Below are 13,643 nucleotides of genomic sequence, written 5' to 3'. Positions count from 1 at the left end.
AGAAGTTTGGACCTGGCACTGCAATATGGGTTAAAGGAGCAGATTGGCGATGCTTATTTAAAGCTTTCAGAACTCTATGAAAAAAGAGGAAATACCACCGAATCTCTAAAGTATTACAAAAACCACGTCATATTTAGGGACAGTGTAAGTAATATTGAAAAAGTACGTGAAATGGCTAATTTACGTGCAGATTTCGAAGTTGACCAAAAACAAACTGAAGTAGATCTACTAGAAAAAGAATCGGAAATCCAAATGCTGAAAGATAAAAGACAAAGGATTATAATTTATGCAACCGTCCTTGCCCTGGTTTTAATCTTTGTGCTTCTTTTCTTTCTTTACCGGCGCTATAGTTTTGTAAAAGAAACCAACACCATTATTGAGGAGGAAAAGAACAGGTCCGACACCCTGTTACTCAATATCCTTCCCAAAGAAACGGCCCAGGAATTAAAAGAAACGGGGCATGTGGAAGCTAAAAAATTTGAATCGGTTACGGTCTTGTTTACAGACTTTAAAGATTTTACCCGGTCCTCGGCAGACTTAACCCCCGAAAGTTTAGTGAGAAGCGTTGATTATTATTTTTCCAAATTTGATGAAGTTATGGAGAAGCATGGTTTGGAAAAAATCAAAACCATGGGCGATTCCTACATGTGTACCGGAGGAATACATTTGAATAAGGAAGATCATGCCATCAGAATGGTGCATGCTGCTTTTGAAATAGTCCGTATCACTGAAGAAGTCAAAATTAAAAATCAAGACAATATCATGCCTTATGAGATCCGCATTGGGATTAATACGGGCCCTGTGGTGGCAGGGGTAGTAGGCACTCAAAAATTTGCCTATGATATTTGGGGAGATACGGTAAATGTTGCTGCCCGGATGGAGACGAATTCAGAGACGGGCAGAATAAATATCTCTGAAAACACCTATGAATTGATAAAGGATGAATTTGAATGCGAATACAGAGGTAAAATGAAGGTTAAAAATAAGGGCATGATGAAAATGTACTATGTTAATAAACCAAAACTCCAACCCGCCTGACAAAAATAAGTAACCTAATTATAATTGTCGCCACCGGCCCAAATCGGTTATTTTGTGAAGTTCGGGGAGCATCTGAGGCAATTATTATTAAATTGATTTATTGTTGCTTCTTAATGGCCTCATTTTTATATGAGAGATGATAATTCTTTCTTATCTTGCCAAAGGTTTTTAGCCCTCCCCTTTTCTTTATCATTTACTCTCAAAGATCTGCTCTTGCATACATAAGATTTTCCTTATAATGAGAAAAGCAGAAGTTCATATAGTTGTTCCGGTATTTAGTATTCTTCTTTTCGTTTTTTTGGCCGAAAGTTGTTCAACATCACAGACCAATTTTAAGCGGGAATACCGAAAGATATGGAAGGAAACCATAAAATCTGAGGCCTGGAACAGATCTTTAAAAAAGGATGAGTATTTGGCGGCTAATGACTCGAAAGAGTATTATTCAAGCACCGAAGATCCGGGAATTCTTGAAGGGGATAGTTTTACAGAAGCCATTGCTTATGCTTCTTTTGAGGAAAAGTATAATTCCTTAATATCCAGGGCTTATTATAAGATAATAACAGAAGCAGAAGCAGCAGATACTCGTATTCAACAAGAATATCTAAAATTAAATTCTCAAAAGGGCGAGATTGGTAATCGCAATAATAAGAGCTTCCGGAATAATCTGGAGCTTGCAAAGAGGAGATATATTGCCCACAGGGAGATACTTGAAGGCCTTAAGTCCTGGAATGCTTTTAGTGAGTATGGCTCAGATGATTTGGAATTTTTTAAAGAGGAACAAGCAGGTTCCGCTTTTGGAATGTACCTCAATGGAGAAAGTGATGAGGATATAATTAATTTTCTGATCTATAAACTGGCCGACTTATATCAGTATGAAGAATGACATATGAATGAATTCCTAAATACTTCAAATTAAGGAACTGTGATTCACAATTTGCACCAGGGACTTCTTCATTAAATGTATAATAAGGTTTTATTGAAAATGGTCAATTCAAAGGTCAAAAAAGCCATTGGGAGAACTGAAATCACTTTAACACTTCCTTTAAGGGTGTACCGGAGGCCCCGGAAGGAACCTTAATGCTCAAATAATGAGACAAGGTAGTTGCTACGTCTACTGTTTCCACCCGGCGATAGATTTTAGCAGCTTCCAACCCGCTGCCCATAAAGATTACGGGTACGTGCTGATCATATTTCCAGGGAGAACCATGCGTTGTGGCCACGGTCAGTCCGTCAAAATCGTTGATAAACCAATAGGGTTCAAACACCAGATAGATCTCCCCGGACCGCTTGGGATTATAATTACGTAATACCGAAATATTTAATGGCGTATTGGCTACATTCCCTTCCAGAAGATCTGCAGAGGCAAGGGCATCGGCGATGCCTTTTTCTTTTCTCAATTCTGCGGCCAGTACTCTTGAAACGGCATCGATATCCAGGTTATTCTTTGCAATAGCCTCTTTGTCTAAATACACATAAGGGTGAAAATAGCCGGAGACCAGTTTATCGGAAACCTGAAATTTCTCCTGCAACACTTTTTTGATGGCAAGAGTGTCTATAGCATCAATATCAAAATATCCGGCATCTATCCCAAATTTCTTCATATACCCCGGGGCATCTACCCCTCCATGATCTGCAGAAAGTACGATAAGGGTGTTTTGTAACCCTACTTTCTCATCAACATATGTTAGCAGATTGGCAAGGGTTCTGTCTAACCTGAAGAGGTTATCTTCACCCTCAAGACTGGAAGGGCCAAAAACATGACCCACATAATCTGTGGAAGAAAAACTAATGGACAGATAATCTGTAATGGAATCAGCACCTATATTTTCAGCCTCTATCAGGGTTTTGGCAAAATCGAGCGTCAGTTCATCACCTACAGGGCTTAAGGTGAGGAAGGTGGTAAAATACTTACTCATCTCTCCGAAAGGATGTGGAAATACCACGCCGTAGCCCGGAAATTTTGTTTCCCAGGGCATATCATCTTCTTCACCATAGGTATAGGTAGCCCTATCGTGCATCAGTTCCCAGCTGGTATTAAGATAGGAATTAATTTTCTTCTGGGCATTCCACTTTTTCACCCAGTTGGGATAGTCTTCATAGTAATACGTACTGGTTACAAATTCGCCTTTCGCCTTGCTGAACCAGAATGCTTTTCCTGCATGACCGGCAAGTGTAATAGCTCCACGGTCCTTTACCGAGACTCCGAATATTTTGGCCTTTCCGTTGGTAAACATGGCCAGTTCATCGCTAAATGTTGTTCCCAGGATAGCCGCCGGCGACCTCCCGTCTGTGGTGGCGGCAGCCTGAGTGGGGTCTATTTCCGTTTTTTTATCAACCCCACCCCCTTCACCTAATAGTGGATGGTAGATGTCCTGCACATTATATACCGTTTGCTTGCTCTCAGTATCGAACCAGATGTTGCCGATCATCCCATGGTTCGAAGGATCAGCCCCGGTAGCCAGTGTGGCATGTCCAACGACAGTCTCTGTATTTGCGTGCCGGTGATAGGCATTTTCATATACAATTCCATGTTCATAGAAATATTTAAAGCCACCTGCAGGCAGGCGGTCATAGACCTTCAATGGCAGGTCTGCCCTTAGCTGGTCTACGGTGATTTGTAAAATGAGTTTTGGTTTTTGTTGCGCTGACAAAGGGAAACTATGAACTATAAACAGCCAACTAAATAAAAGACATATATGTTGCATCATATCATTTAAAATCTTGAGGATAGAAAAAACCCAAATCCGGAATCATAAAACAGAGCATTACTTAGCAGGCTCCATATATTCAAAAAGACAAAACCTTAAGTAACGTCTAAAATTTATGTTTTTTAGAAAATTCCGAAAGGGTTTTATTTGAAGTTAAAGATAGTATTATTTTAAATTAACTTAAAAGTGGACAATTGAATTCAGGGATTTACGTGCTCTTTGCTAAATTGGTAACACAGTAGATCAGGCTTGTTTATAACATAAATATTCTATTTACCGCGCAAAACCATGACCTAAGCGGAAGGGCCAAAAAAGATGGTTTACCTGACCTGGGGCTTACCTTATTTATCCCTCTGTGATTTTGTTTTTATTATTTACTCAAATCATATTTTGTATTGTAAATTAAATTACATTTAAGAAAGGGCTTTTAAATCACTGCATATGAAAACTTGGAAAAATAAGTTTGCAATAATTGCTTATTATTTTGCAATAACAATATTTTTTCAGGGATGTGTAGTTTATCACAATACGCCAGTTACCCTTGAACAAGCCACTAAAGAAATTACGCGCGCAAAAGTTAAATCCACTAAGGATGAGACATACAGATTTAAACATATTGGATTTGAAGACGGGATGTTCTATGGTCTCAAAAAGACCCAAGGCGAATATGTACGAATACCTCTGGATTCGAATGAAATATCTAAAATAGTTCTTCAAAATAAAACCTTGTCAACTATTCTCACCATATCCATTCCTGTGGTTATATTGACACTTATTATTGTAAGCGCAGCAGCTGTTGCTACTGCTTCATTATTAACCTACTGATGTTCGGAAGCTGCCATTTGTTTTTTTACGGCTAAGAAAACTGAGCGATTGATAATTCAATAAGTATCAGGTGTTTTAATCCACCATGGAGGCATACCGGTTGTACCTGTTAAATATCTGCATTACATAATCATAAGGTTCTGTGCCGCGAACATATCCATACTGAACCGCCTCATGGTTGTAGTGTTGAGGATTACTAAGTGCCAGGATCATTTTATCTACATTATCATCCCAGGTGTACTTGTCGAGGCCATCCAGTTCGGCAAGGCTTTGAGCATCTTTTACATGTTGATATCCGCAATTATAGGAAGCCATTGTAAATTTTATCCTTTGTACCGAATCTGCTATCATCTCAAAGTTACAGTAAAGTTGTCCCAGATAGGCCGTCCCCCCGCGTAAACTTTCCCCGGGATCCCCCAGGTTCCTAACCCCAAGCTCCTCAGCTGTGGCCGGCATCATCTGCATTAGGCCTTTAGCACCTGCCCAGGAAGAGTCATTAGGTTGAAACTGGGATTCCTGATATACTAATGAAGCCAAAAGCCGCCAATCCCATCCCAGTGCTTTCGCATGCTCCTTTATTAGCGCATCGTATGCGCTAATCTGATTTTTATTTAAACTGTAAAATTCACTTTTCACCCGGTGTTTAAAGTTCCTTTCATTTTCAAAATACTTGTTGTAAATCACATAATAGTCTGAGCCCTTCTTCTCTTCCGTTATCCAGCTGTTAATTTTCTCCAATAATTTAGGGGAATCTGCCCTCACGGCCCAGGCAATGCGCTGAGAAAAACTTACGGGCACGCTTACATCTAAAATAGGGTTGTGAGAAGCATTAATCTTTGCCAGATTCCCGTCTGCTACGGTATACTTTATTTTTTTATCTACCACTTGTTTAATGATTTCATCGGTAGAAATTGTGCCCTCTAAGGTATCTATAACTATATCGCCTCCAATTTCCTTTGATAAATTCAAAAGGCGTTTTAAGTAGGAAGAATTTTTTCTTACACTAACTGTGTCACCAATTAGTTCAATAGGATCCTGAATCATGGATTCCTTAATTTTATCAAGAGTTAGTTTACGCCAGTTATCCGGTTTTCTTTGCACCAACACTTGTTTGGTAAGGTATAAATAATCTATAAAAGCAACTTGCTCTTTTCTTTCCTGAGTAACTGCCAGTCCGTGAGCTACAAGGTCTATGTTGCCATGTTGAAGCTCATCTAACATCTCATCGAGATTCCTGGACACTTTTAATTCTAATTCCAGGTTTAATTTTTTGGCAAGTCGCTTGAGTAATTCGTATTCATACCCCATTGTTTGGCCGCGATACAAAAAGTAACTCGTGGCACTATAGGCAATAAGGACTTTTAGTTTTCCATCAGCCACAATTTCATCAAAATCTCTGATTACCGCAGCCTCATTAAGGTCTGTTTTTTTGGTCTGGCAAGCGCTCAGACAAAGGCAACAGATAATAAGAATTCCTATTCTTTTGGTCATAATTGTATATCCAGGAACTGCCTAAATATATAAAAGAATTTGATCATAGAACTTATAACGAATTTTTGCTCTCTTTGAGAAGGATACTTTTTAGTAGATTTCTTTGCGCGAAAAGGCAGGAAAATTTATATCCGTTGAGCATCCTCTTTGTCAGAATCATCTTTTTTGCCTTTTTTCATTTTTTGATAGCCCATAAGTAACCGCACCCCGAGCCTTGCGAAAAGGATAATGGCAATGACCATAACTACATCAATACCATCCATATCCTTATTTTATCTTAATTAATTCCTACTAAATTCGCCCTTTTTTTTATGTCAGCGTCAAGCCTTCTTTTCCTCTTTAGGTGGAGGTGGCATTACAAATGGCTCGGGCTGAGGATCCAGAGGTTTTAAATCCTTTCCCTGTAAAGCCGGATGATCCGCGGGTACAAAAGTGGCCCGGAACGTACTATAGGTCATAGGCATCATATCTGTTGGTTCCCCATTAGGCTTATGTATGGTGCCTCTATAGGGGACTAAATATTCCCAGACAATTTCCCCGTCAGGAGTCACTTCAAATAAACGGCCTTTAGGCCCTTCATTAATAAACGTATTACCATTTTCCATGCGATGCGCCCCGGAAATAAAACTCCCGTAAAATGAGATGGTATCCTTTGCCACGTAGTTCCAAAATTGTTTCTCAGGGCCAAATCCATTGTTAGCCATCATTTGATAATTGCCATCTTTCGTTAAAGGGGGTTTAATTTCATATATCGCCGAATAATCGAGACTGTCGCGTCCCAGGGGAACATCATTGTTATAAACCGTAAGATGGCCCGCACCTGGCTTGCCTTTTTCTATCCATCGCACATCATGCTGCCCAAAAAGTTTACGATTAGTAGAATCGCCATGACCATAATTTTCGGGATTTCCCCAACGGTATAAAAAATCCCCTCCTTTTCCACTTTTCCCACCTTGGTGACTCCCAGCTTCTTCAGTGGTGACACTATGGTCAATGATATAAATTTCACTTAACCTGGGAGAGCTAAACACTATCTGGTCCAGTTCTGGATTATAGTTTATGGCATTAAAATGTAAAATATCTGATCTTGGATTATCTATGGTCAGGTTTCTTCCTCCCCTTCCCATAGCTTTTAATATATCCAGACTGTCCTGAGTTATGGCTGGGGGGATGGAATCTCCCAGGTTAAAATCTAACAATTCAGGATGTTCTGCGGGATTTCCATAATTGGGCTTGGTTGCATCAAGATCCTGAATAAGATGGTCTTCCAGACGCCACTCCCAGACAATTTTACCCCTATTGTTGGCTTGTGGTTCTATTTCTATAATTTTTTCCATCCATGGCCCGGATCTCGGGATAAACTCTGGTTTCCTGCCTAAAGCAAGCGCATAGTCATAGGAAGAAGTTTCATAGGCAATCGCCAGAATATTACCGTTGGGTAAGACCGCAAAATCATGATGTAAAATTTGGGTGGTATCCGCGTATTCATAATCCCATAACATTTTTCCATCCCAGGTTATTTTTTGAATCCGTCCATAGGGTCCTCCAAAACCGAAGACGGGATAATCGGGATCCTGGGCACCTGTTACAAGAGAACCATCATCCATGAGATATGGACTATGAAAGTTGTAATTTCCTTTCCATTCTTGCACTACTTCTCCTTTTCTGTTGATCAAATAGGTAGAGGCAGAATTTGGAACGGCGAACATAATATAACCAGAACTAAGTCCTTCAGTTGTTTTGGTTAAACCCCGTGGAATATAATGCCCAAACATATTGCGGTCCTTTTTACCGGCTGTCTCATCAGTTGTTGGTTTATCGCCGCAATTAAAAAGCAGTGCCAAAAGGATCATGGCACTGGGATAGAGAAGAATTTTTTTCATTGGTTTTTGGTTGATTAATAACTAAAAATAGATTATAATTCTTAATTCTCAGAAGATATCATGTAATAAAAGCAAACTATCCGGTAATTTTGAAAATTATACGCACCAGAGATGAGCAAGGCCCTTTGAAAAAGAATGCTCATATTTCCATTGGACCCACTATTCAGGCGTAGAAATTTACCAGTTTTTAGAGAATCACGGTAAAGGTCTTACCATAATATCCTTATAAAAAACAACACTTCCTGGATCATGTCCCTGAAGGGCAAAGGTGCCCTCTTTTAGCACCCTGTGTACCCCGTCTCCTTCCCGCAGTGGGTTTTCGGGCTCTGTATAATCAACAACGACTATGTCATTTATTTTGACAATAATACGCTTGCCTTCAACTTTCACATATTCTGTATACCATTCATTATCTGCCGCATAATTTTCTTTAACATCGACTATGTTGTACAAACTGCCTGTACGTTTCCAATCGCCCTGCGAGTTATTCACCTGAACTTCATAGCCATAGGTGGGCCACCCGTCTTCCTGATATCTGGTATGGATATAAATACCTGAGTTGGCACCGGGCTTGGTCATCACCCTTGCCTTAAATTCGAAGTTCTTAAAATTATGGTTTTCCACATCGCCCGCATAAAACAAATGGGCTCTGTCACCGGCTACTTTAATGGTACCATCCTCTACGGAAAAAGTAGAGGCGTTCACACCTACTTTCCAACCGTCAAGGTCTTTGCCATTAAATAATGAAAACCAGGCATTGGCTTCCTCACTTTTTGTTTCCTGCCCCAACATCGGATTGATACTTCCAAGACTAAGAAGGAGGATAATAGTATATTTTAAACTAAGCTTCATATTGATTTAAATTTAAATTTTTGTTTATTATCAGGACTTTTAAATAGTATTTGCAAGTGCCTTTTCAACCACTTCGTAGGTTTTTTCATAGCTGTTTTTCAGCATGGTCTGGGCATCCATGGTCTCCCAATATTCCTTATTAAAAAGTTCCACGGAAAAACCACCCCTAAATCCGGCATTATATAGTTTGGGGATGACCTCGTTAAAAGGGCAAACACCTTCCCCTGGCAATACCCTGTCTGAATCCTTAAGTAATTCAAAGGATGGGCTTACGGGGTAATCATTAATATGAATAACGGGTAATTTTTTTCCATTCAGGATATCAATGGTATCCCAATCATTCCCCCCACGGTAAATATGATAAAAATCCAAAAGCATTGTTGCTTTAGGATGCCCTGTAGAGATTACTATTTGAGCACAATCGGCTACTTTGTTTAAGGCGCCCATACCCCAAAGTTCAATAATTGGAGTTACCCCGGTCTCATCTCCGAGCTTGAGAATTGCATTATATCTTTCAGCATATTCATCGTATTTGTTTCTGTCAAGGTATTCGATTCCCTGCACAGTAGCTGCAATATATTTTCCACCCAAAGAGGCGGTAATATTCATTTCTTCGCCTAGTTGATCAATTGCTTTTTTTCTTTCTTCCGGGTCATCACTGATCCATTTTGAAAAGCCTATCATGTTTTCCAAAATCAAGTTACGGGCTTCTAATTTTTCTTTTAAGAATTCACTGCTGCCGCCTTTCTCCAAATAGGCCTTTACATCGCGCATCCACAATTCAATTCCCTCAAATCCAGCATCTGCCACCATATCAATTTGTACATCAACATCTAGTTTATAATGTAAAAGTGTGGAGGTATTCAGACTAATTCTTACAGGTAGTTTCTTCTTTAATGAAGTTTTTTCAAAGTAAGGCCTATCCTGCGCACTTGTCTTAAATGCGTACCCGCCAATTGCTGCCAGCGAAACCTTAAGACTCGTAGTTATCGCTTTTCTTCTGGAAATTTTATGTTTCATTGTTCCCCGGGTTATTTGGTTGTATCTATCTTTTAAACTCAGAAAAGATTTAGGATATGATGTGTAACTTAGGCAATCTGGAGGTACTGCTTAGTACGAGGATTAAGATAACCAATTTATACTTAAACAGAAATTATAATTATTCCGTCAGGAAGATTTGGAAATTTTTTTATTGATAAAATAAGTGAAAACGCCTATGCCCAGAATTAGCAGTCCAATCATACTTTCCATAGGTTTATCTAGTATCAGATACACAAGGATCCAAACACTAAACAAGGTAAAGATAACGGGCAAAACAGGATGAAAAGGAGCTTTAAAGCCAGGAGATTTTGTTTTTTCTTTTCGCAATATAAATACTCCGGCAACAGTGAGTGCGGCGCTTAGTTGCAAAATAAATCCACAATACAGCAATACGCTTTCAAAGGTGCCTGTTAGTACATAGGTTAAACTCAAGACAGTCTGAAGCCATATTGCGGACACGGGAATGTCGTTTTTATTTTTCTTACTCAAAAATTTCCAGAGTTTATAATCCTTACTCATGGCCAGTGAAACCCTTGGGCCTACCCAGATCATAGCACTAATGCTCGAGATTAAAAAGAAGGAAATCAGGATATTAATGGCTTTGGCACCCCTATTCCCAAAGATATTGGTTGCATAAATATGGCCTATATCCAGTTGCCCCCGGAGATCTTCAAGCGAACCGTGCATTAAGAAGACCACTTGTATAAGCACATATAGAATAGCTACCAGGAGTGTACCTCTAATTAGTGCCTTTGGGAGGTTAATCTTGGGTTTATCTATCTCTTCAATGATGTATGACGCAGCATTCCAGCCGGTATAGGAATAACTTACATATACAAAGGCTATTGCAAATGAAGGTGTAAGAATCTCTAAGGTCCAGGTATTCGAAAAATCCAGGGCAGAATCATCCTGGCTGAAATAGATCCCGGCCAAAATCAAAAAAATGATCAGTAAGACTTTAAACCAGCTTGCATAAGATTGAAACTTGCTGCTAATACTCAGATTAAAGGAGTGTATAACGGACACTACCAGGATAACGGAAATAGCCAAAAACGTTGGGTTTACCTGCAATACGTTTGCTAAATAGGCCCCAAAGGCCATCGCGGCAAGAGCTACAGGGGCGGCAAATCCAATAGTAAGAGAAACCCAGCCCGAAAGATAGCCCAGGAGAGGATGGAATAACTTGGACAGAAAAATGTATTCACCACCCGATTTATTAATTGTACTCCCTATCTCTGCGTAGCAAAATGCTCCCGCAAGGGCCATAACTCCGCCAAGTAACCAAAGGATTAGGATAGACCAGGTATTTGTTACGTCCTGAAGCTGGAACCCCAGACTTGTAAAAACACCGGTCCCAATCATATTGGCTACGACAAGTGCCGCACCTACTTTCCAGCCAATCTTGTTCGTCGTCTTACTCAGGTTTTATCTGATTTAAGTTGTAATTCTAAGGATTATTTTGTTTTGACAATTATGAATATAAAAAAACCCCTTCAATTAAGGGGCTTTTAGTTTAATACAAATCTTTTACCATTTGCCAAGAAGTATCCTGGTACCATTACGGACCACTTCTACTCCTCCATTGGTTTCACCAAATTCTTTCCACGCTTTCCTTCGGGCTTCAACCTGATCCGGGGTAAGAAGGGCATCAATGCCTGCCATAGCTGATTTAAAATCTTTATAGCCCTGAATAACCATATGGGTTTCCCCATGTGGGGAACGACCGGAATTGACACTGCCCAAAACGGTTAACCTGACATCTGATTTAAACTTCGAAAAATACTTTTCCCGGGCGGCTTGAAAGGCGTCATTATCTGAAACTTTTATGTAAAGATAATGCTGTATAGGCCAAACTGCACTAGCTTCAGTAGCCCCGTATGTTGCAATACCTTGCCCCAAAGTAGAACTAAATGAGCTCTTGATAAGGCTATTTACTCTTGTCAAAAATAAGTCCCAGGTATCGTTCTGTTCTCCGGAGTATTGAGCTCCCATAGCTTCCAGGGAACCAGAGAACCCAATGGAGTGTGTGTAATTATTATCACTATCATTAAAGTGGTTTTCAAAAAAGCGAACAGTAACACCATCCTGTTTGTGTTCGGTAAAATAATCTTCTACCAGTTTTAATACCGCAGCCTCATTTTGAGGTTCAACAGTAAAATTATAGTAGGTCCAATAGAATTCCTGCGCATTGGCAGAAATAGCAATAAAGAATAATGCGATAAGAATTAATTTTTTCATTTTGTTTAGGTTTAGGTTAATAAATTATGCTTAAGCGAAATCGAACAATTATATTGATATATAACAAAGGATCCTTCTAAAACTGGACGAAGGGCTATTTTTAATGTCCCTATGCAAATAATTTTTTATCAATGGAATTCGTATTTGTTCATATTTTGGATTTTTTAAACCCCATATTTGTCTGTAGAATTTGAAGCGAATACTTTTATAGCATATGCCTGAGTATAAAAATTTCAGATATAATAAAGTTCTTGTTAGCAGACCAAAACAAATTTAAAGGATCTAATAGTTAAAATTAAAAACCTCAACATTGCTGCTATGGGTCTACATGACTACACCTGTTTTAATTACTCACACTTAATGCAGAGCAACGGAAAGATTCTGGTAAAAACAGGTAGAATTGTTTAATATAGAGGGATGAAAAATTAGCAACCAAACAAATATTCAATTCAAATTCAGTCAGAGAAAATTGACATTTTAATAAAGGATTGAAGTCAATTATTATCTAATTATAATTGGAAGTTCAAATTACCTGGAAGCGAAAGTTTTATCCAAATCACCCATTGATTCAGCCAAAATTTGTTCAGCCTCAACAAGTAAATCCGGGATATATTCGTTATAAATAAAGACGACTAAAGCAATGAGAATTATAGATAGTACTCCTGTTAGAATTCTGATTGCAAATAATTGTTCTGAAGCCTTCATATGGATTGAAATATTGGTTGGTTTTTGAAATTTAAGAAAAAAATTAGCATTTAACAAATTCTTAACAGGTTTTATTCTCGGTTATTCCTGAAAAGCCTGCTATTAACTACCTTAATATTTTTTAGTTTGCGCGATAGTTAATTGAATTAATTCTTAAGTTTATAAACTTTGAAGAAATTATTATTATGGGCACACGCAGAGAATTTATACATAAAATAACCGCCTCAGCGGTCGGACTACCAATTTTATTCAATTCAACCAATCTTTTTGCTGACTCTGGCTCGTTCTATGACGGACCGGTTTTGCGGGTTGCCATAATGGGACTTGGGAGTTATGGAACCCGGGTAGCAGAAGCAATGCAAAGTTGTAAGCGAGCTATACTTGTCGGGTTAATTAGTGGGACACCTTCAAAAGTCACCAAATGGAAGGCAAAGTTTAATGTTCCTGATAAAAATTGCTACAATTATGAAAATTTTGATCAGATAAAGAACAATCCTGATATTGATGCAGTTTACGTAATAACGCCAAACGGACTGCATTGTGAATTTACCAAACGAGTTGCTCTTGCGGGGAAACATGTTATTTGCGAAAAGCCAATGGGTATCAATGCCCGGGAAGGGCAGGAGATGGTAGACGCCTGTAAGGCCGCCAAAGTTAAATTACTGATAGGATATCGCATGCATTTCGAAGCTAAAACCCTTGAAATCGTCCGGATGAGCAGAGCGGGGGAATTTGGAAAGATCATTTTCTTTCAGGGGCAATCTGGTTTTATAATTGGCGATCCCAACCAATGGCGGTTGAATAAAAAACTATCAGGAGGTGGAGCTATGATGGATATTGGTATTTATTCCATTAACGGGGC

13 protein-coding genes are annotated in these 13,643 nt (G+C 39.0%); 4 read left to right on the top strand and 9 right to left on the bottom strand.

Annotated elements, in window-relative coordinates:
• Together WBM60_RS11580 and WBM60_RS11575 are read left to right on the top strand one after the other, a co-directional pair.
• The coding region (locus WBM60_RS11580; protein ID WP_424283109.1) for an adenylate/guanylate cyclase domain-containing protein at positions 1-1,038 on the top strand (1,038 nt) is incomplete at its 5' end.
• Between the two features lie 238 nt (positions 1,039-1,276).
• The gene (locus tag WBM60_RS11575) at positions 1,277-1,921 is read left to right on the top strand and encodes a hypothetical protein (protein ID WP_424277865.1); all 645 of its coding nucleotides are present in this window, start codon (positions 1,277-1,279) and stop codon (positions 1,919-1,921) included.
• Positions 1,922-2,063: 142 nt separating this feature from the next.
• On the opposite strand, the gene WBM60_RS11570 is transcribed toward WBM60_RS11575, so the two are convergent.
• Positions 2,064-3,746 (bottom strand): alkaline phosphatase family protein, encoded by a 1,683-nt coding sequence (locus tag WBM60_RS11570; RefSeq protein WP_424279754.1) that lies wholly within the window; start codon positions 3,744-3,746, stop codon positions 2,064-2,066.
• A gap of 441 nt (positions 3,747-4,187) precedes the next feature.
• On the opposite strand from WBM60_RS11570, the gene WBM60_RS11565 reads away from it, so the two are divergent.
• Positions 4,188-4,571 carry a hypothetical protein gene (locus WBM60_RS11565; RefSeq protein WP_424262756.1) on the top strand — a complete coding sequence of 128 codons (384 nt, stop codon included), beginning with the start codon at positions 4,188-4,190 and terminating at the stop codon, positions 4,569-4,571.
• Between the two features lie 75 nt (positions 4,572-4,646).
• On the opposite strand, the gene WBM60_RS11560 is transcribed toward WBM60_RS11565, so the two are convergent.
• The 8 genes from WBM60_RS11560 to WBM60_RS11525 form a co-directional block, all read right to left on the bottom strand.
• Positions 4,647-6,062, bottom strand: a complete 1,416-nt coding sequence (locus WBM60_RS11560) for a transporter substrate-binding domain-containing protein (RefSeq protein WP_424262758.1) — start codon at positions 6,060-6,062, stop codon at positions 4,647-4,649.
• 125 nt (positions 6,063-6,187) lie between these two features.
• Positions 6,188-6,325, bottom strand: coding sequence for a hypothetical protein (locus WBM60_RS11555; protein ID WP_424262760.1), 138 nt, complete (start codon positions 6,323-6,325; stop codon positions 6,188-6,190).
• Positions 6,326-6,382: 57 nt separating this feature from the next.
• Complete coding sequence (locus tag WBM60_RS11550) at positions 6,383-7,945, bottom strand: aryl-sulfate sulfotransferase (protein WP_424262762.1); 1,563 nt, start codon at positions 7,943-7,945, stop codon at positions 6,383-6,385.
• A gap of 195 nt (positions 7,946-8,140) precedes the next feature.
• Complete coding sequence (locus tag WBM60_RS11545) at positions 8,141-8,797, bottom strand: 3-keto-disaccharide hydrolase (RefSeq protein ID WP_424262764.1); 657 nt, start codon at positions 8,795-8,797, stop codon at positions 8,141-8,143.
• Between the two features lie 39 nt (positions 8,798-8,836).
• A complete protein-coding gene (locus WBM60_RS11540) occupies positions 8,837-9,817 on the bottom strand; it encodes a sugar phosphate isomerase/epimerase family protein (protein ID WP_424262766.1) in 981 nt (326 codons plus the stop codon).
• Positions 9,818-9,964: 147 nt separating this feature from the next.
• Entirely contained in the window at positions 9,965-11,239 is a 1,275-nt protein-coding gene (locus WBM60_RS11535; RefSeq protein ID WP_424277457.1) for an APC family permease, read from the bottom strand.
• A 126-nt stretch (positions 11,240-11,365) separates the two neighbouring features.
• Positions 11,366-12,076, bottom strand: a complete 711-nt coding sequence (locus WBM60_RS11530) for a hypothetical protein (RefSeq protein ID WP_424262768.1) — start codon at positions 12,074-12,076, stop codon at positions 11,366-11,368.
• Between the two features lie 528 nt (positions 12,077-12,604).
• On the bottom strand, positions 12,605-12,781 hold the full coding sequence (locus WBM60_RS11525) for a hypothetical protein (RefSeq protein ID WP_424262770.1): 177 nt from the start codon (positions 12,779-12,781) through the stop codon (positions 12,605-12,607).
• A gap of 185 nt (positions 12,782-12,966) precedes the next feature.
• On the opposite strand from WBM60_RS11525, the gene WBM60_RS11520 reads away from it, so the two are divergent.
• Positions 12,967-13,643: Gfo/Idh/MocA family protein (locus WBM60_RS11520; RefSeq protein WP_424283108.1), on the top strand; the 677-nt coding region annotated here is incomplete at its 3' end.

This window comes from Eudoraea sp. (assembly GCF_049669105.1).
In the GTDB taxonomy this organism is placed as follows: Bacteria; Bacteroidota; Bacteroidia; order Flavobacteriales; family Flavobacteriaceae; genus Eudoraea.
This window is presented reverse-complemented; position numbering and strand designations above follow the sequence as displayed.

What these genes read in the sequence shown, in the direction of transcription:
- WBM60_RS11570 (WP_424279754.1), bottom strand. Translation starts at nt 3,746, where the DNA reads ATGATGCAACATATATGTCTTTTATTTAGTTGGCTGTTTATAGTTCAT.
- WBM60_RS11530 (WP_424262768.1), bottom strand. Translation starts at nt 12,076, where the DNA reads ATGAAAAAATTAATTCTTATCGCATTATTCTTTATTGCTATTTCTGCC.
- WBM60_RS11540 (WP_424262766.1), bottom strand. Translation starts at nt 9,817, where the DNA reads ATGAAACATAAAATTTCCAGAAGAAAAGCGATAACTACGAGTCTTAAG.
- WBM60_RS11560 (WP_424262758.1), bottom strand. Translation starts at nt 6,062, where the DNA reads ATGACCAAAAGAATAGGAATTCTTATTATCTGTTGCCTTTGTCTGAGC.
- WBM60_RS11555 (WP_424262760.1), bottom strand. Translation starts at nt 6,325, where the DNA reads ATGGATGGTATTGATGTAGTTATGGTCATTGCCATTATCCTTTTCGCA.
- WBM60_RS11575 (WP_424277865.1), top strand. Translation starts at nt 1,277, where the DNA reads ATGAGAAAAGCAGAAGTTCATATAGTTGTTCCGGTATTTAGTATTCTT.
- WBM60_RS11525 (WP_424262770.1), bottom strand. Translation starts at nt 12,781, where the DNA reads ATGAAGGCTTCAGAACAATTATTTGCAATCAGAATTCTAACAGGAGTA.
- WBM60_RS11565 (WP_424262756.1), top strand. Translation starts at nt 4,188, where the DNA reads ATGAAAACTTGGAAAAATAAGTTTGCAATAATTGCTTATTATTTTGCA.
- WBM60_RS11545 (WP_424262764.1), bottom strand. Translation starts at nt 8,797, where the DNA reads ATGAAGCTTAGTTTAAAATATACTATTATCCTCCTTCTTAGTCTTGGA.
- WBM60_RS11550 (WP_424262762.1), bottom strand. Translation starts at nt 7,945, where the DNA reads ATGAAAAAAATTCTTCTCTATCCCAGTGCCATGATCCTTTTGGCACTG.